The organism is Streptomyces sp. NPDC021012, from assembly GCF_044333355.1.
Taxonomy (GTDB): Bacteria; Actinomycetota; Actinomycetes; order Streptomycetales; family Streptomycetaceae; genus Streptomyces.
Genome location: NZ_JBIRQU010000025.1, coordinates 1 through 16,224 on the forward strand (window position 1 = coordinate 1; position 16,224 = coordinate 16,224).

Annotated in this window: 18 protein-coding genes and 3 pseudogenes; 10 read left to right on the forward strand and 11 right to left on the reverse strand. The window is 69.7% G+C overall.

Annotated elements, in window-relative coordinates:
- The first annotated feature begins 204 nt into the window (after positions 1-204).
- On the forward strand, positions 205-504 hold the full coding sequence (locus ACH4TP_RS39215) for a hypothetical protein (RefSeq protein WP_398440588.1): 300 nt from the start codon (positions 205-207) through the stop codon (positions 502-504).
- 15 nt (positions 505-519) lie between these two features.
- Here ACH4TP_RS39215 and ACH4TP_RS39220 read toward each other — a convergent pair.
- From ACH4TP_RS39220 to ACH4TP_RS39245, 6 genes and pseudogenes are all read right to left on the reverse strand, one after another.
- Positions 520-1,463 (reverse strand): IS5 family transposase gene (locus ACH4TP_RS39220; protein WP_398440589.1). Its coding sequence is split into 2 segments (ribosomal slippage): positions 520-1,068 and positions 1,071-1,463, totalling 942 coding nucleotides; the frame shifts between segments, so codons are not numbered across the junction.
- A gap of 224 nt (positions 1,464-1,687) precedes the next feature.
- Positions 1,688-2,146, reverse strand: a complete 459-nt coding sequence (locus ACH4TP_RS39225; protein ID WP_398440590.1) for an MFS transporter — start codon at positions 2,144-2,146, stop codon at positions 1,688-1,690.
- Positions 2,146-2,760 (reverse strand): ester cyclase, encoded by a 615-nt coding sequence (locus tag ACH4TP_RS39230; protein ID WP_398440591.1) that lies wholly within the window; start codon positions 2,758-2,760, stop codon positions 2,146-2,148. The genes ACH4TP_RS39225 and ACH4TP_RS39230 overlap by 1 nt, the downstream gene beginning before the upstream one ends.
- 100 nt (positions 2,761-2,860) lie before the next feature.
- A pseudogene (locus ACH4TP_RS39235) lies at positions 2,861-3,253 on the reverse strand (SDR family NAD(P)-dependent oxidoreductase).
- A 64-nt stretch (positions 3,254-3,317) separates the two neighbouring features.
- Positions 3,318-3,545 (reverse strand): annotated as a pseudogene (locus ACH4TP_RS39240) (SDR family oxidoreductase); the annotation flags it as partial.
- Positions 3,546-3,693: 148 nt separating this feature from the next.
- Complete coding sequence (locus ACH4TP_RS39245) at positions 3,694-4,419, reverse strand: SDR family oxidoreductase (RefSeq protein ID WP_398440592.1); 726 nt, start codon at positions 4,417-4,419, stop codon at positions 3,694-3,696.
- A gap of 131 nt (positions 4,420-4,550) precedes the next feature.
- On the opposite strand from ACH4TP_RS39245, the gene ACH4TP_RS39250 reads away from it, so the two are divergent.
- From ACH4TP_RS39250 to ACH4TP_RS39285, 8 genes are all read left to right on the forward strand, one after another.
- Positions 4,551-5,534, forward strand: a complete 984-nt coding sequence (locus ACH4TP_RS39250; RefSeq protein ID WP_398190364.1) for a LysR family transcriptional regulator — start codon at positions 4,551-4,553, stop codon at positions 5,532-5,534.
- 151 nt (positions 5,535-5,685) lie between these two features.
- Positions 5,686-6,503, forward strand: a protein-coding gene (locus tag ACH4TP_RS39255) for an IS5 family transposase (protein ID WP_398440593.1) whose coding sequence is annotated in 2 segments (ribosomal slippage) — positions 5,686-6,034 and positions 6,034-6,503 — 819 coding nt in all. Because the reading frame shifts where the segments join, the coding sequence is not laid out codon by codon here.
- 663 nt (positions 6,504-7,166) lie between these two features.
- Entirely contained in the window at positions 7,167-7,550 is a 384-nt protein-coding gene (locus ACH4TP_RS39260) for a nuclear transport factor 2 family protein (protein WP_389234578.1), read from the forward strand.
- A 134-nt stretch (positions 7,551-7,684) separates the two neighbouring features.
- Positions 7,685-8,311: a hypothetical protein gene (locus ACH4TP_RS39265; RefSeq protein ID WP_398440632.1), complete on the forward strand. Its 627-nt coding sequence runs from the start codon at positions 7,685-7,687 to the stop codon at positions 8,309-8,311.
- Entirely contained in the window at positions 8,308-8,961 is a 654-nt protein-coding gene (locus tag ACH4TP_RS39270; protein ID WP_398440594.1) for a hypothetical protein, read from the forward strand. Before ACH4TP_RS39265 ends, ACH4TP_RS39270 begins: the two co-directional genes overlap by 4 nt.
- A gap of 342 nt (positions 8,962-9,303) precedes the next feature.
- Positions 9,304-9,876 carry a MarR family winged helix-turn-helix transcriptional regulator gene (locus ACH4TP_RS39275; protein ID WP_398440595.1) on the forward strand — a complete coding sequence of 191 codons (573 nt, stop codon included), beginning with the start codon at positions 9,304-9,306 and terminating at the stop codon, positions 9,874-9,876.
- A 22-nt stretch (positions 9,877-9,898) separates the two neighbouring features.
- On the forward strand, positions 9,899-10,312 hold the full coding sequence (locus ACH4TP_RS39280; RefSeq protein ID WP_398440596.1) for a hypothetical protein: 414 nt from the start codon (positions 9,899-9,901) through the stop codon (positions 10,310-10,312).
- Between the two features lie 120 nt (positions 10,313-10,432).
- The gene (locus tag ACH4TP_RS39285; protein ID WP_398440597.1) at positions 10,433-11,131 is read left to right on the forward strand and encodes a transposase family protein; all 699 of its coding nucleotides are present in this window, start codon (positions 10,433-10,435) and stop codon (positions 11,129-11,131) included.
- A 106-nt stretch (positions 11,132-11,237) separates the two neighbouring features.
- Here the strand turns inward: ACH4TP_RS39285 and ACH4TP_RS39290 are convergent.
- Positions 11,238-11,554, reverse strand: a pseudogene (locus ACH4TP_RS39290) (transposase); the annotation flags it as partial.
- A 164-nt stretch (positions 11,555-11,718) separates the two neighbouring features.
- Here ACH4TP_RS39290 and ACH4TP_RS39295 point away from each other — a divergent pair.
- Positions 11,719-12,345 (forward strand): TetR/AcrR family transcriptional regulator, encoded by a 627-nt coding sequence (locus ACH4TP_RS39295; RefSeq protein WP_398440598.1) that lies wholly within the window; start codon positions 11,719-11,721, stop codon positions 12,343-12,345.
- Between the two features lie 408 nt (positions 12,346-12,753).
- On the opposite strand, the gene ACH4TP_RS39300 is transcribed toward ACH4TP_RS39295, so the two are convergent.
- The 4 genes from ACH4TP_RS39300 to ACH4TP_RS39315 form a co-directional block, all read right to left on the reverse strand.
- On the reverse strand, positions 12,754-13,098 hold the full coding sequence (locus ACH4TP_RS39300; RefSeq protein ID WP_398190387.1) for a DoxX family protein: 345 nt from the start codon (positions 13,096-13,098) through the stop codon (positions 12,754-12,756).
- 83 nt (positions 13,099-13,181) lie between these two features.
- A complete protein-coding gene (locus ACH4TP_RS39305) occupies positions 13,182-13,715 on the reverse strand; it encodes a hypothetical protein (RefSeq protein ID WP_398440599.1) in 534 nt (177 codons plus the stop codon).
- On the reverse strand, positions 13,712-15,313 hold the full coding sequence (locus ACH4TP_RS39310; protein WP_398440600.1) for an FAD-dependent oxidoreductase: 1,602 nt from the start codon (positions 15,311-15,313) through the stop codon (positions 13,712-13,714). The genes ACH4TP_RS39305 and ACH4TP_RS39310 overlap by 4 nt, the downstream gene beginning before the upstream one ends.
- The gene (locus ACH4TP_RS39315; protein WP_398440601.1) at positions 15,310-16,215 is read right to left on the reverse strand and encodes an alpha/beta fold hydrolase; all 906 of its coding nucleotides are present in this window, start codon (positions 16,213-16,215) and stop codon (positions 15,310-15,312) included. The genes ACH4TP_RS39310 and ACH4TP_RS39315 overlap by 4 nt, the downstream gene beginning before the upstream one ends.
- Positions 16,216-16,224: the final 9 nt, after the last annotated feature.

The window sequence follows — 16,224 nt, forward strand, 5'->3', positions numbered from 1 at the left end:
ACCTGCTGCAGTGCTGGACCGGCACCTGCACCACCTGCGGCCGACCCCTGCCCCGCAACAGAACCAGACGAAGAACCTAACGAAGCACTACTAGGAGCTGTCCGGCCGATCATTGGCGGCGTGTGTCTGGCTGCTGCTTGAGGCGCCTGTGGCGGCGGTCTGAAGTCAATTACCGGGCGCCTGATGCTGCGCGACCATCGTCGGATGAGTACGGATGAGGGTCGGAAGCTGGCGCGGGTTGTGCAGACGTGTTCTGCATACCCATCACAGTGGGATGCCTGGACGGCGGACGGCCAGTACCTGTATCTCCGATATCGGCATGGTGAGGGTTGCGTCGAGTGGCATCCCGGCCCTGATTTTGATGACAGTCCGGAGTCTTGGAACGAGGGCCGCTCGGGGCTCCTGATCGAATGGGACGACGGCACCGACGGCGGTGTCATCAGCCTTGAGGACTTCCGCGCGGCAGCGGGCTTGGTGCTGGCGCCGGATGCCTCGGTGAGTTGAGGTCATGGCACGTGGTCAGGTACGGAGCCAGATGACGAGGGCGGCGGCGGTGACGGTGCCGAGGAAGACGTATCCGCGTTTGTCGTAACGGGTCGCAACGGCGCGGGAGTTCTTCAGCCTGTTGATGGCCCTCTCCACGGTGTTGCGCTTCTTGTACCGATCCTCGTCGAAGCCCGGTGGCCGTCCGCCTCGCGATCCCTTGCGCAGACGGGCGGCCTGGCTGTCGCTCTTCTCCGGGATCGTGTGGCGGATGGCGCGCCGGCGCAGGTACTGACGGCAGGGACCGTTGCTGTAGGCCTTGTCAGCCGCGACGCTGCCGGGCTTCTTGCGGGGCCTGCCCGACCCGAGTCGGGGGACCCGGATCTTCTCCAGCACCGGCACGAACTGGGTGCAGTCGGCCCGCTGCCCCGGCGTGACGATCAGGGACAGCGGGCGGCAGAAGCTGTCCGCGCTCAGGTGGATCTTGCTGGTGAAGCCCCCGCGCGAACGGCCCAGGCCCTCGCCTCCTGCACCGCCTCCGCCAGCCGGCCGACGAGGCTCTGCCACGGAGTTTCGTCCTGGTGTTCCGGCGTTTCGTCCCCCTTTGAGTCGGCGATGGCCGGCGGTGGCTCGGTGCGGGCGCCGACGGCGTGCTGGTGGGCGCGCACGATGGTGGAGTCCACCGAGACATCCCAGTCGATTCCGCCCGCCGCGTCGGCCGCGGCCTGGACCCGCTGCAGCAGACGCTCCCAGGTGCCGTCGGCTGACCACAGCCGATGGCGCTCGTAGACCGTCTTCCGCGGCCCGAACCGCTCCGGCAGATCGCGCCAGTGAGCCCCGGTCCGAACACGGTGAAGAATCCCGTCGATCACCTGCCGGTGATCACGCCACCGCCCGCACCTACCGTTGCTCACCGGCAGGAACGGCCGCAGCCGCTCCCACTCGGCGTCCGACAGATCACCGCGTTCTCCCCGCCCCATAACGGGAACAACGAGCAGATCGGGCGACAGTCACATGATCGGCCGGACAGCTCCTAGCCGAGGAGGGTGGTGGCCAGCGCGAGGGTGGCCGGGGCCGGGGCCGGGGCCGGGCGCGGTATGGCGGCGGGCCGGTCGGCCGCTGGGGCGGGCTGGTGCCTGGGCGGCAGCCGGTACAGGGCGAGGGTGGCGGCGGCAGAGAGGAGCGCGACTGCGGTGAACGAGGCTCATCGGGAAGGGCGTTGGCCGAGCAGGGTGCCGCTGGGGACGCCGATCACAGTGAGGTCGGTGCACATCAGGGTGATCGCCCGGCCGCATCGGTCCTGCGACACGGTGGCCGCCGTGACCAGCGATCCGGTGCCGAAGAACGCCCAGTGCGTGGAGGCGGTCACCAGCCAGGCGATGAGCAGCACTGTGAAGTCCGGGGCCGCCGCCATAACCAGGTGCCCGGCGCTGAAGAGTGTCATCAGGCCGATCAGGGTGGGGCGGGGCGGCAGCCGCCGGGTCGCGAGGGCTAGCAGCGGCCCGCCGATCGCGACGCCGACGGCGTAGCCGGTCACCAGGTGGCCTGCCGTCGGCACCGGGGCCGAGAGCGCGTGGGACAGCGTGGGGAGCGGACCGACGACGAACTCGGTGGTGCCGGTGGCGAAGGCCGCGAGGGCGGCGGTATCCAGGAGGAGCGGCATCAGCCGTTGACGCCCAGCTGGGCCATGAGGGTCTGGTTGTCCTCGATGTGCCAGTCCTCGCCGATCTTGTCGGTGCCGACGTGCTGGATGTCGATGGCGTTGAAGTCGACGTTCTGGCCCTTGCCCTGGACGCCATGGAAGGTGCCGGTGAAGTGGCCGCGGAAGACCAGCCGGGCGGTGATCTTGTCGCCGGTAACCAGCAGGTCGGACAGCTCGCAGGCCAGGTCCGGCACGGCGGTGCGGAAGTTCTTCGAGGCGAAGACCGGGCCCGTGGGGCCCTGCGGGCGGCCGATGGGCAGGGTGTTGTCCTTGAACTGCGGGCTGACGGCGGCGTCCAGGTACTTCTGCCGGCCGGTGTTCCAGAAGGTGTACAGCTGCTGGGCCAGGTGGACCTCCTGGGCCGCGCGCTGCTGGTCGATCGAGTGGTCGACGGTGATCGCCTGGGGTTGGACCAGGTCGGACGAGCGGTCGATCAGGCGCTGCGGCCAGGCGTGCGAGGCATGGTGGTGGCCGTGGCCGTTGTCGTGGGTGTGGGCGGCGGCAGCGGTGCCACCGGCCAGGCAGGCCGCGGCGGTGGCGAGGGCGGCGGTGCGGACGAGGGTGCGCGAACGCATGGGTGTTTCTCCTTGGATCGGCCGGTCGCGCACTGGTTTCAGGCGCGCCGGGATGGCCGGCCGGCCCCTTCGGCCGGCCGGCGGACGTGGTGTCGTGGCGTCAGATCTGGCGCAGTGCGCCGCCGTCGACGGCCCATTCGGCGCCGGTGACCTGGCCTGCGAGTGGGGAGAGCGGATAGGCGATGACCCGGGCGACGTCGTCCGGCTCGCCGAGCCGGGCGCTGGGGAGGCATCGCACCTCGCGCACGAAATGGTCGATCGCCGCGTCCGGCATGAGGCCGAACTGGGTGCCGAGTTGCTCGGCGAAGCCGTCGGGGGCGCCTCACGGGCGGGTGCGGGTCGGGCCGGGGGCGACCACGTTGGAGCGCACCCTGCGTGGGCCGAACTCCACCGTGAGGGTCTTGTTGAGCGACAGCAGGGCCGTCTTGGCGGCGGCGTAGTCCACCAGGGGCACGTCGGGCAGTCGGGCGGCCTCGCTGGTCACGTGGACCAGCGAGGCCGCCGTGCTCCAGCAGCGCGGGCAGCGCGGCCCGGGTCATCCGGACGACCGAGTGGAAGTTGAGGTCGAACGCCATATGCCACTGCTCGTCGGTCACTGTCAGGAAGCCGGTGCACGAGGTCAGGCCGCCGACGTTGTTAACCAGGCCGTCCAGGCGGCCGTGCCGGTCCAGGACCTCGGCCACGACCCGTTCGGGCGCACGCGGATCGGTCACATCGGCTGCCACGGCGCTCACCCGCGCCCCGAGCGCGTCGATGCCCTCGGTGCGGCGGGCCGTGCCGACCACGGCGGCCCCCTCGGCGGTGAGAGTGCGGACCGTGGCCGCTCCATGCCTGCGGAGGCTCCGGTGACCAGGAAGACCTTGCCGTCGAGTCGGAGTTCCATCAGCTGTTTTTTGCGTGTCGGTCGAGTCGGATGGGGTTGCGGGGTTCCGGTCAAATAAGGCGGCCGCCGCCGTCGACGTGCAGCACGGTGCCGGTGACGTAGGGGTTGTCGATGGCGTAGAACACGGCCTTGACCAGGTCCTCGGGGTTGCCCACCCGGCGGGTCGGGTTGCGCTCGGCGATCCCCCGCAGGAACGCTTCCTTGTCCGCGCCCAGGCCGTCCCAGGCGCCGGTGTCGACGATGCCAGGAGAGACTGCGTTGACCCGGACGGGGGCGATCTCGACGGCGAGCGCCTGCACCAGGAAGGCCAGCGCGCCGTTGGTGGTGGCCATCACCGTGCGCGCGGGCGCCGGGCGCCAGGCGGCCACGCCGGAGAAGAAGGTGAACGAGCCGGACTGCGACGCCTGCCCGGCCAGGTGCTTGGTCAGCAACAGCGGACCGATCACCTTGGCCGAGAACGCCCGCTGCACGTCGGCGAGTTCGAGCTGCTTCAGCGGACCATTGGCCGGCATTGCGGCGGTGGAGACCAGGTGGTCGAACCGGCCTACCAGGGCGGCGAAGTCGGCGATCGACCGCTCGTCGGCCAGGTCGAGCGCAAGCACCTCGGACGGGCCGGACAGCTCACCGGCCGTCCACTCCAGCTTGCGCGGGTCCGGACCGGCCAGCACGAGCGTCGCACCGGCCGCCGAGGCGGCCTTGGCGATCTCGCGCCCGGTGCGCGAGCCCGCGCCCACCACGACAAGTCGCTGCCCCTTCAGAGGCGTGCCATCGAACATGAGGAGAACTCCTTCGAGTCATCGGGGATCGGCCACCCGCTGCTCCCTAGCGGCGACCACACCACGACCCTCTCTCAGCCTCCAGCGATGAGTCCAAGGCTTGTTCTCTACCGCAGCGATAAAATCTTGTCATGGCAATCCCGACGCTCCGGCAACTCGAATACCTGGTCACCGTGGTCGACACCGGCTCCTTCACCCGCGCCGCCGAGCAGCTGCACGTCACCCAGCCCGCGCTCTCCCACCAGATGCGGGCCCTGGAGAGCACGCTCGGCGGCCCGCTGCTCGAACGCCTGCCGCGGTCGGTTCGGCTCACCCCGATGGGCCGGGCGGTCCTGCCGCACGCTCGTGCCGCCCTCGCCGAGGCCGAACGCCTGCGAGCGGTGGCCCGGCGCACCGCCGGCCTCGAAGAGGGCGAGCTGGAGGTCGCTGCCATCTACTCGGTCAGCCTCGGGATCCTGCCGGCCGTCCTGCGCATCTGGCGCCACCAGCACCCCGGCGTGCGGATCCGGCTGCGCGAGTACTGCCACGCCGACCTACTCCAAGCCGCCATGACCGCCGGCCGCGCCGATCTCGCCATCGGCCCCGCCCCGGCCGACTGGGAGGGACCGATCCGCGAACTCGGCGTCGAGGAGTTCGCGATCGTCCTGCCCGCCGATGACCCGCTCGCCGACAGCCCCACCGGCGCGGTCGCACTCACGGATCTCGCAGATCGCGCCTGGGTCCACTACGCCCCCGACAACGGCCTCGCCGACCTGCTCGACCACGTCTGCGCTCAGGCGGGATTCCGCCCGCACGTGGCGATCCGCGCCGAACAGACCTCCGCCGCACCCCTGCTCGCCGCCGCCGGACTCGGCCCGACCCTGGTGCCCGCCAACATCATCCCGCCCCACTTCGACGGCGCCCTGCTGCGCCCCGACCCCCCGGTCCGCCGCACCCTCACCGCCTACACCCGTACCCGCCCCGACCCCCTCACCGTCGCCTTCGTCAACCTCCTCGCCGACCAGGCCCGCGTCAACCCGACCGGATTGCCGACGACCGCCCCGACCCCCGCCTGGACGGGCACCCCCGCGCCGACGAAGGACGAGGGCACTGCGAGCTACCACAAGACGTCCTGACCGTCCGTGCCTCGCTGGGCGCAGCCGGCAAGCAGCCGCACACCGTGCAGATCATCAGTGCCACCTGAAACAAGGGCCAGGGAATTGTCGGGGCTCGGGCCCCGACATTAAAGACCGTGTCCTATGTGGTGAGGCGGCTGTTGGGCAGGTCATGGGGCGGGGCACATGGAGCTGGATCGTTCCGGACGGGCTGTGGGAGATCGCGAAGCCGCTGATCCCGCCCTCTAGGGTGCGGCCGCAGGGCGGTGGGACGCAGGACACGCCTGATGAGACGCTGTTCGCCGCGATCATCTACGTGCTGGTGTCCGGTTGCGCCTGGCGGGCCCTGCCGCCGTGCTTCGGCATATCGAAGTCCACGGCCCATCGCCGGTTCCTGATCTGGTCCAGAGCCGGCGTGTGGGGCCGGCTGCACGAGGAGATCCTGCACCGCCTCGACGACGCCGGCCTGCTCGACCTGTCCCGAGCCGTCCTCGATTCCGCCCACATCAGGGCGAAAAAAGGGGCGAACTCACCGGTCCAAGCCCCGTGGACCGGGGCAAGGCGGGGTCCACGATGCACATCCTGTCGGACGCGAACGGCCTGCCCCTCCTCGTCGGCGTCTCGGCCGCCGACACCCACGACAGCCAGGTCCTGAAGCCCATGGTGCTCGGTCACCAAACGAGACACGACCCCCACCGCGGCCGTCACTTCAAACCCCAGCGCCTGCACGCCGCCAAGGCCTACGACATCCCTGAGCTGCGGAAACGGCTCCGCGGGAAACGCATCGGCGTCCGCATCGCCCGCAAGGGCATCGAGTCCGGTGAACGACTCGGGCGCCGCAGAGGGGTGATCGAGCGCACGATGTCCTGGCTGACCGGCTACCGCCGGCGCAACCACCGCTATGAGCGCCGTTCCCGCGACTACCTGGCCTTCCTCGGCCTCGCCGCAGCCCTCTGCTGCTACAAGCGCCTCCTCAAACTCACCACATAGGACACGGTCTTAGCTCACGAGTTTTGTTGCATGCGCCGGCGGACCACTTCGGCCGCGTAGTTTGCCCATTGGCCGCCGGCTTTCCAGCGGTCCTGTCGCGGGAGTCGACCGCTCCCCGCACCCGCGGGGATGGTCCCGACGACCCGCGTCAGCTCACGGGAAGTCGATGCTGCTCCCCGCGCCCCGAGGGGGGATGGTCATGCCAACGTTTTCGCACAGTGTCCCGAGGCGGCCTGCTCCTTGCCGCTTGTGACTCGGCCGTCGTGCCGTCACCCCCCCCGAGATGCGCTGCCACGCCGTCCGAACTGCGACACCTCTCGATGCCCTGCTGCGCTGTCGGACCTGCAGCCGTGAGGACGGGGCAACATCCCGCGGCGGTCCCCGGTTCATCGGCGCCCCTACCTTCCCGCGGGTCATCGTCTCCAGTGGTGGCTGGGCACGGCCCGTAACGACTCCCGCCCCCTGGTTCTGGAATTCGGCGCTGGATTCAGACACCTCGTCTGCCCCCTTTTGCTGCCGCACGTCTCGTACGCGTCGACCTCACCCAGGTCCACCATTCCCGGCGACGTCGCGGACCGGGTCGTGCCCGTTCCAGCGTCCCGTCTGCCACCTCTTCGACGTACTGGCCGCGCTGTGTCCAGCTGCCGGGCCTACGGTGGCGTCATGAGCGATCCGGAGAAGAACAAGGCCACGGCCAAGGCGTTCTACGACCTGATGTTCAACCAGTGCCGGCCTGCCGAGGCGATCGACCAGTACGCCGGCGACACCTACATCCAGCACAACCCGCACGTCGGTGACGGCAAGCAGGCGTTCATCGACTACTTCGAGCGCATGGCGGCCGAGTACCCCGGCAAGCACGTCGAGTACAAACGGGCCTTCGCCGACGGCGACCACGTCATCCTGCACTGCCACCAGACCTGGCCCGGCGACGAGGACTATGCGGGCATCGACATCTTCCGCTTCGACGCCGACGGCAAGATCGTCGAACACTGGGACGTCCTCCAGGTCATCCCACCCACCTCCGAGAACGACAACACCATGTTCTGAGCGGGTCTCGGAGTCACCGACTGGGGAAGGCAAGATGCGGGCAGGCGCCGAGCCGAGTCGGCCGCCCGCCGACCCTCATGCCGCAGCGAAAGCCCGTGGCGGTGTCGCAGCGGGTCCGGCACCATCCCTGTGTGATGGTGATGCAACCCGTTCTGGAGATCTTCGCAGCAGACGACTTCGCGCTCTGGCCGGTTGGCGAGCACGAGTCGTACGGCTACCTCGTACTGGACGGGGAGCTGACTCCCGCAGAGGTCGGCACGGCCGTTATGCGGATCGCTGACTGCAACGACTTCGAGCCGGAGGAGGAGCACGGGCCGTGCCCGACCGACCCGCTCGACGCGTTCCTGCACGGGCTGCTCACCCTGCCCAACCTGTTCGCCGCCGGCGGGTTCCGGGTGACCGACACAGCCACCGACACCGTCTTCGTCGAGCCGGGCTGCTGCAACGGCCTGGAGACCTGGCGGGACTGGCGGGAGGTGCTGGACGGCACCGGCTGCTCCTACTTCGGCCACGACCCGTCCTCAGTGGCCGAGCGTGTAGGCGACAACGTCCGGCTGACTCTCGACGCCGACGCGAAGGGCGGAAGCCCGGTGATCGAATTGCCGGTGGACCAGATGCGCACGCTCGTCACCGGTGCCGAGGCGGACTTGCGGGACTTCCACAGCCTTGCCGGAACCTGGGCCGAAAAACACCTGCCGACACACGCCGCCGCCGTCACGGCCGCCTTGGCGCGGGCACTGGACCTGGAGCTCGCAGAATGACCAGCTTCCTGACCCACCGGGCGCGTGTGCACGACGCCCGGCTCCCTTTCCACCGGCGGCACAGCGCGCTGCGCACATGCCTCACCGTCTTCGCTCCTTACGGCCTGCGGGCGACATACCACCACCTCACGCTGAGCGCCGCGATCCCCCGACAGCTGGAGGCGGACCCGGACGCGCTGGCGCGGGCCGTGGAGGAACTGCACGAGGCGCGGGTGCTGTGGCTCGTGCGGGCAGAGGAGTACGCCGTGCAGCGTCGGGCGGAGAAGCAGACCGGGCGGCGGACTGTACCGAACCCTCGGCCGTGGTGGCTGCGAAGCTGGTGGGAGAGCCCGGAGCGTGCATGGTTCGAAGACCCGTTTCGCCACCCGTCGCTGCGACTGTCCGAGTACGTCCGGCGACAGAACGCGCTCCTGGACGGCGTCGATCTGCCCGGCTGCCCGGCTTGCGGGGACGAGGGACCACGAGTGCTGAGCTCGACCGGGCATGGCTGGGTCGAGCTGTGCCGTGGGTGCGCGTGGGTGCTGGCGCCATGTCCGTGCGGCCAGCGGCACCGGTTCGTACCGGAGACCCCCTTCCACTGGAACGGGATCTGGCGGCGGGCACACATGAGCGATGACGGCATGCCGAACCCGCACTGGCCTGCGAGATAGCCACTCGGATGCGGCACGCCGAACGCTCGGGAAGCCAAAGCCCGTAAACCGCGACGAACCCACGCGCAGGACCACCACAGCCGCCAGCTGACGTACAGGTTCCAACCTCCCCGCTGCGCATGCAGCAGCTCTGTGGCTGAGGCGTGGCTGCGTAGGTGAGAACGGGAGGCGTATGCAGGTCGGCTTGGGGAGCGGCTGTCGGGTCCGGGGTCGAGGAATGTTGGTCAGAACCGGCAGCAGCGCGCAGCGTCAGGGCGGCGACGTCGCCTGCGTCTCGTCCCTGGTGAGGGCGGGCTGGTCGCTGGTGGTGTCGCCACCGGCGGAGTAGAGTGCGACTTCATTATGAAGCACGTACATAATTCTGACCTGGCCCACGACGCTGATGGCTTCCTCTACGACCCTGGTGTCCGGGACTCCATGCGGGCGTTCGCGGCTGGCGACGACACCCTCGCGCTGGAGACGGCCGCAGCCGTCCGGTCGGCCTGGCAGGCGGTCGACCGGCTGCGTTCGCAAGGTGCGGGGGGACGTGGGCTCAGCGCGGGGGCGCTCGACGTCCTCGCACGACTGAGTACGGCCACGGACGAGGGGCTGAGCATCGGCGAACTGGCCCGCGCGGCGGGGGTGAGTTCCCGCAATGTCACCGGCCTGGTCGACACGCTTGAGCGTGACGGGCTGGCGCGGCGGGTCCAGGACCAGCGCGACCGCCGGTCGGTACGAGCCAGGATCACACCAGCCGGCCGCGACTGGCTGGACTCCTTCCGGCAGCCGACGCAGCGCGCCATGTCCGCCGTCTTCCAGGGCTTCACAGAAGCCGAACTCGCCCGGTTCCGCGACCTGTGCCTGCGCGTGGTCGAGAACCAGCAACGCATCGAGCAGTACCTGAACACGGCCCGGCGCGACCAGCCGGCTCCCTGAACCGACCACCACGGAGCACCACATGACCACCGACTCGGCCAACGCCGCCACCCGACGTACTGTCAGGGCCTATCACGAGGCCCGGTTCCGGGGAGACGTCACCACGGCCGCGGCCCAGATCGGCGAAAGCTTCGGCTTCCGCAGCCCGTTCATCACCTCCGACAGCCCGACCGGCCACCTCGACGGCCTGGACGGCCTCCTGGGCATCGTCACCGGCGTGGAGCTGATCAGCGAGCTGTACGGCGAGACCGAGGCCACCTTGGTCTACGACGTCCACACCGCCCCGGCCGTCGGCATCACCCAGCACACGGCCGAGCACTTCCGGCTCCACGACGGCCGGATCACCTCGATCACGCTCATCTTCGACTCCGCCCCCTGGCAGGCCATCATGTCCGCGGCCGGCCCGACCCACGACGAGGCCATCACCACGGCGTGACCGGCCGCGTGTCATCCCACGACGGAGCGCATCGACCGCGCCGCCGAAGCAAGTGCCCAAGCGGTCTCGAAACTCGGTTCTGGCACAGCTCTCGGGGGGCCGTCGCGGAGTGTTACCTCGATGTTCGATCGCGAGGAGTCCGGCTCGTGCGGGACGGCCGAGGTGGAGGCGAGAGGCCGCACGGCCGGGGCAGCCTGTCCGGACTGTGGCTGCTTCTCGGGCCGGGTCCACGACCGTTACCAGCGCAGACCGAAGGATCTTCCGCTCACTGAGCAGGGGTCCGTGATCCGGCTGACGGTCCGGCGTTTCACCTGCGGGTCGGCTGGCTGCCCGCGCCGGACGTTCGCCGAGCCGTTCGCCCGGCTGGCCGCGCCGTACGCGCGGTTCACCACGCGGCTCAACCACGCTCTGGAGCGGGTGGGTCTCGCCCTGGCCGGGCGGGCCGGTGCCTGGCTGGCCGCCCACCTGGACTTCGGCGCGGGACGGATGACCTTGTTACGCAGGGTCATGACACTGTCCGATCCTCGGTCCAGCACGTCGCGAGTGCTGGGTATGGACGACTTCGCGATCCGTTGGGCTTTCAAGCAGCCCGGACGCTACCTGAACGCCTCCAAGGCCTATTCGCCCGGGATCGAAGTGGAAGATGCCCGTGACGACCTGGAGCGGGTGATGCTGCACCTTCCTCCCGGAGTCAAACGAGACTTGGGCCGACTGCTCACGCGGATCGACGAGGAATTCGAGCGCCGCGCCTTGCCGGAGCCCAACAACATCGGATTGGCGGTGTTCGGCTGGTGGGGGACCAGAATGCGTGAACGCTGACGGGTCCCCGGGCTCGTGGCTGCCCTGCAATCGAACGTCACCGTCACCCTCCGCGACGGCTCCCCAAGATCTGTGCCAGAACCTGAAACTCGCCTGCAAGGCAAACCAGCCCCAGGTGGTGGTCGCCGATCACGAGCCGGACCCCGGCCAGGCCGCGCTCGCGCAGGGAGCGCGAAAACTGGGGCCAGAGCACCTCGGTCTCGCTGGCGCCGACCGGCACTCCCAGCACCTCGCGGCCGCCGTCCTCGGTGATCCCGGTGGCGATCACCACCGCCCGTGACACGATCTGGTGCTCGGCACGGGCTTTGCAGTGGTCGCGTCCAGGTACACGTACGGGAACCGGACATGCTTCGAATGGCGGCCGCGGAATGCGGTGAGCTGACCGTCCAGGTTCTGGCAGATCCGCGAGACCTCGCTCTTGGAGCATCAGTCCTTGGCGTTCACCCGCCCGCCGTCGAACCGGCGATCTCCAAATTGGATACGGTGTTGCTGTTATGGTGCTGGCCGAGGAGGTGGACGTTTCAGTGGCAGCAGCTGGTCCTACGCGAGCGACCCCGGCATCGGCTCGGCGCCCGGGGCGTCCGCCCGTGCCGCTGGAGCGCATCGTCTCCACCGCACTGCAGATCGTGGACGATGAAGGGGCCGACGCTCTCTCGATGCGGACGCTGGCCCAGCGCCTGGGCTCGGGCACGGCGACGCTGTACCGGCATTTCGACAACCGGGCAGCGCTGGTCGCCCATGTCGTGGACCGCATGTTCGGCGCCGTGGAACTGAATGGCGACGAACTCCTCGCGATGGGCTGGCAGCAAGCGCTGCGGACGGTTGCGCGCACCATGTTCGAGGCCCTGGCCCGACACCGGAACGCGGCGCGCCTGATGGTCGAAGAGATTCCCCTGGGGCCGAACGCCATGGCGCTGCGGGAGCACTGTCTCGCGGCGCTGCTCGACAGCGGCTTCCCGCCGCGACTGGTCGCGCACGCCTTTGCCACCCTCGCCCGCTATGTCCTCGGATTCGCCATACAGGTCAACGGTCACGGCGGCGGCGGGCAACTCGACGACGCGCAGCTGTCCGCCGTCTTTCAGGGCGTCGATCCAGCCTTGTTCCCGGCGACGGTCACCGTCGCCGGGTCGATGCCCGTTCCGATCGAGGACGAGTTCTCCTTCGGACTCGAACTCCTTCTCAGCGGGCTTGCCCACCTGCGCGACGACGCCTGACCAGCCAGGACGACGCGAATTCGAGGCCGTCGGCCTACGGAGGCATCTCGATCGGCATGGAGCGTCGCCACAGAGGTTGACGCTGAGGTTGAGGTAACGGTGACAACGCGAGTACCGGATGCCGGCCGGTCAGGACTGGGGAAGCCGCATGATCGTCAGGTCGAGCCAGTGGCCGAACTTGGTGCCGACCTCCTGAACGTGCCCACGTGATGGAAGCCGAAGCGTTCGTGCGGTCGGATCGAGGCGGTGCTGCTGGCCTCGATGTCCGGGAGCACGACACCAGTTGAGCATGCGGATGCCCGTCGGCCGGCGCTTCGAGGTGAAATCACAGCCCGGGGCAGCATTGCTTTCAGGGCGAAACCGCCGGAGCTGCCCATCCGTGGAGGTGTGGACTCGATCCGCAGCGCTTCAGACGAACAAGGCCGCGAGGTATGAGGCGACAAGCACCGCGCACAGGGCGGCGGGCGCGAGTTTGGCAACCGGGTCGCCCTTGCGCAGGTGTACGACCGCAGCTCCGGCGAGCAGCAGGAGAAGCCCGGCCCCCGCGAGGCCGCCGAGCGGTGGCATGGCGGGGCCGAGCGCCACGCCGGCGACTCCTGCCAGTTGCAGCACGCCGATGCGGCGGTAGGCGGCGACGGAGAAGCCGGTCTCGGCGGCCAGCTCGCGTGCCTTCGGCAATGCGAGTGTCTTGAGCACTCCGAGCGCCCCGAAGATCAGGGCGATGGGGCAGGCGAGGGTGATGGTGAGGATCATGAGGTATTTCCAGGGTGTAGGCGTCGTGGCGGCGGGGACGTCAGGGGTGACGACCCGATGGCGCGCAGGTCGTCACGAGACCGCTATCGGATGTGTCGGGCGCGGCTGAGTGGCCGGCCGGGCGCATCGCTCGGCGACCAGACGGGCGATTCAGTCCGATCAGGTCGGGGCTTGTCGACGACCGTCCACTCCTCCTCGGGTGCAGGTCCTCCCCTGTGGCGCCGATCATGTCCCGGGCGAGGCTGCCTGCGCCGTCGTCGCCCCGGAACGGCGTCCGCCTGCACCTGGTCCGCTGCGTCTGTGCATTCGTCGCGCAGCGTGCCCCGCACCCGGCCCGGAGCCTGGGAGTTCCTCCTGCTCGCTGGCCGTGACGTCGGCTCCGCCGCGCAGATCGTGCTCGGGATGGTGCTCCACGGCGTCGCGCAACAGCCGTTCAGCGCGGGCTGGCCGATGATGACGCGGCCGGAGAAGTCGACGATCTCGGCGTCGGGCGCCTTGAAGACGTCGCCGACGGCTGCGATGGTCCCGCCGTCGACGAGGATGTCGACATGCTCGGCGTCCGGCCGGTGGGGCGTCATCGTGATGACCTGCGCCCCGCGCAGCAGTATGCGGCTCATTCAGCGGCCCTCGGACCGGGGGAGGTGTGGCTCGGCCGGGACATGGTGCGGCTCCTTGTCTTCTGCGGCGTCATCGCCCGCACGGCGGCTTGAGCGGTGGTGAGGAGATCCCGAGTGGTGATGTGCCCGATGTAGCCGTCGGGACGGATCAGCAGCAGCGTGTCGCCGGTCAGGCCGTAGGCACTGCGCAGCGTGTTCCCGTGGTCGGTGAAGGCGCGGCCGTCGCCTGCGGCCGGGCCGATGGTCAGCCGCTTCAGTGGGGCGCCCGTCGTCGGCCAGTCGAGGAGGTCGAGGTCCCGGGCGGCGCCGGGGCCGTAGGCGACGGCGGTGAAGTGCGGTCCCTGGAAGAGGTTGAACAGGCGGGTCTCGGCGCCGTCGGTGCCGAGCAGTCGGGCGTCCGGGGCGCGGTCACCCACGCGCAGCGCGCCGGTGTCGCTACCGTCGCCGTCGGCGGGGGCGAGCGGGCCGCCGTAGTAGGTCAGGGAGAGCTGCTGCTCGTCCTTGCCGCGCTTCATGCTGGAGGGGTCGAGCTTGGCGATGCCGCCCCATTTCTCCGTGGACAGGCCCAGGACCCCGGCGGCGATCGGCTGCCGCTCGGCCTCGTAGGTGGCAAGGAGGGCCGGGTCGGCGCCGGCGAGGACCTGTCCGAGCTTCCAGCCGAGGTTGTAGCCGTCCTGCATGCCGGTGTTCAAGCCCTGGGCGCCGGCCGGGGTGTGGACGTGCGCGGCGTCGCCGACGAGGAAGACCCGTCCGCGGCCGTAGTGCTCCGCAAGACGGATGTTGGGCCGGAACACGGACTTCCAGTGGATCTCGTGCAGCTGGATGTGCCGGTTGCGGGTGTGGGAGTGGATCCGGTCGACGATGGCGCCGATCTCCTGGGGCGGCTTCTCGTCGGGCGTGAGCCGGATCATCCACTGGAACACGTCGCTGTCGGGGAGCGGGCAGGCGGCGATGAGCTTTCCGCCGAGGCCGGGCCACATGTGCCACCGGTTGCGGGCCAGGCCGCTGACGGAGGCGTCCACGATCAGCACGCGGTCGGACTCGTCCGTCGTCCCCACGAAACCGATGTCGAGCTGCTTGCGCACCGCACTGGAGCCGCCGTCGGCCCCCACGGCATAGCGGGCGACGATCTCCTCGGCCCCGTCCGCGCCCACCACCTTGGCGAGCACCGTGTCCTCGTCCTGCGTCAGCTCGGTCAGTTCCTTGCCGAACTCGACCTCGCGGCCGAGCTCACCGAGCCGGGCGTGCAGGGCGCGGTCCGTGCGGAACTGCGGGATCAGCCAGGTGTTCGGGTACGGGACGTCCGGGGTCGCCTCCTTGTGGGGGAACATCTTCCACGGCACGCTGAGGGGTCCTGCATGGAGCCCGAGCTTGGGATAGAGGTCGCCGCCGGCCAGCACGTCGTCGAGAGCGCCGAGGTCTTCGAGGACTTCGAGGCTGCGGGGCTGGATGCCCTTGGCGCGCGAGCCGTCGAAAGCGTGGGGGGACCTGTCGACGATCCGGACGTCGAGTCCGCGGCGTACGAGGTCGATCGCCAAGGCGGAGCCCGAGGGGCCGGCACCGATGATCAGTACGTCGATGGCCTGCGGGTTGTTCATGGGTCGAGCCTTTCGGTGCGTGCGGACACGAACGGGACGAGCTGATCGGCGACGTCGCGAGGCCGTTCGAACGGGGCCATGTGCCCGCATTTGGCAATTACGTGATGTTTACGGGACTTCAGCAGAGCTCGTGCTGTGTCGAAGTGCGCCGGCGGCGTGACGGTGTCCTCGTCGCCCCACAGCAGCAGCGTCGGAATGCCCAGTGCCCCCGTCCGCCGGAAGAGGTCGTCACGGCCTGTGACCGGCAGGTGCTGCAGGGTGTCGAAGACCGCGTACAGCGAGCCCTCGAAGCGGAGGGTGCCGAGGACCATCTCGGTCAGTTCCGCACCGAGCTCGGGGTCCCGGACGTTGTGCCCGAGGTGTCCCTGGAGCAGCTGAAGGCCGCGACGGCGGGCGACCGTCCCGGCCAGCAGATCGCTGCGCAGCAGTCGGTCGGGGGAGACCGACCGCGGTTTCGCGAGACCGGCGGGGCCGACGATGGTGAGCGTGGACACCGACGAGCGGTACTGGGCCGCGTACGTCATGCTGACCAGCGCGCCCATGGAGGTGCCGACCAGGTGCAGGGGCCGCGCCGTCAGGCCGAGCCGGTCCGTCAGCTCGGCCAGCTGCCGCGTGAACAGCGTCTCGTCGTACCGCGCCCGTATCCGGTCGGAGTAGCCGCGGCCGTAGGCGCTGCAGGTCAGCGTGCGCAGCCCGCGGGCATGCAGCTCGCTGACGAGGCCGTCCCAGTAGAACAGCGGGATGGTCAGGCCGCCCGCCATCAGGACCACGTCCCCGTCCTCGGGCCCCGTCAGCTCGTAGTGGGTGACGCCGTCGGACAGCTCGATGAAACTGCCGCGCAGCGCCTTGCGCGAGTCGGCGGTGAGCTTGCGGTCCTCGCCCGGGGCGACGAAGTACTTCATGGAACGGGC

Coding starts and splice junctions, on each gene's coding strand:
- ACH4TP_RS39245 (WP_398440592.1), bottom strand. CDS start 4,419: ATGTTCGATGGCACGCCTCTGAAGGGGCAGCGACTTGTCGTGGTGGGC.
- ACH4TP_RS39305 (WP_398440599.1), bottom strand. CDS start 13,715: ATGAGCCGCATACTGCTGCGCGGGGCGCAGGTCATCACGATGACGCCC.
- ACH4TP_RS39215 (WP_398440588.1), top strand. CDS start 205: ATGAGTACGGATGAGGGTCGGAAGCTGGCGCGGGTTGTGCAGACGTGT.
- ACH4TP_RS39315 (WP_398440601.1), bottom strand. CDS start 16,215: ATGAAGTACTTCGTCGCCCCGGGCGAGGACCGCAAGCTCACCGCCGAC.
- ACH4TP_RS39280 (WP_398440596.1), top strand. CDS start 9,899: ATGACCACCGACTCGGCCAACGCCGCCACCCGACGTACTGTCAGGGCC.
- ACH4TP_RS39285 (WP_398440597.1), top strand. CDS start 10,433: ATGTTCGATCGCGAGGAGTCCGGCTCGTGCGGGACGGCCGAGGTGGAG.
- ACH4TP_RS39300 (WP_398190387.1), bottom strand. CDS start 13,098: ATGATCCTCACCATCACCCTCGCCTGCCCCATCGCCCTGATCTTCGGG.
- ACH4TP_RS39310 (WP_398440600.1), bottom strand. CDS start 15,313: ATGAACAACCCGCAGGCCATCGACGTACTGATCATCGGTGCCGGCCCC.
- ACH4TP_RS39230 (WP_398440591.1), bottom strand. CDS start 2,760: ATGCGTTCGCGCACCCTCGTCCGCACCGCCGCCCTCGCCACCGCCGCG.
- ACH4TP_RS39250 (WP_398190364.1), top strand. CDS start 4,551: ATGGCAATCCCGACGCTCCGGCAACTCGAATACCTGGTCACCGTGGTC.
- ACH4TP_RS39265 (WP_398440632.1), top strand. CDS start 7,685: ATGGTGATGCAACCCGTTCTGGAGATCTTCGCAGCAGACGACTTCGCG.
- ACH4TP_RS39260 (WP_389234578.1), top strand. CDS start 7,167: ATGAGCGATCCGGAGAAGAACAAGGCCACGGCCAAGGCGTTCTACGAC.
- ACH4TP_RS39225 (WP_398440590.1), bottom strand. CDS start 2,146: ATGCCGCTCCTCCTGGATACCGCCGCCCTCGCGGCCTTCGCCACCGGC.
- ACH4TP_RS39275 (WP_398440595.1), top strand. CDS start 9,304: ATGAAGCACGTACATAATTCTGACCTGGCCCACGACGCTGATGGCTTC.
- ACH4TP_RS39270 (WP_398440594.1), top strand. CDS start 8,308: ATGACCAGCTTCCTGACCCACCGGGCGCGTGTGCACGACGCCCGGCTC.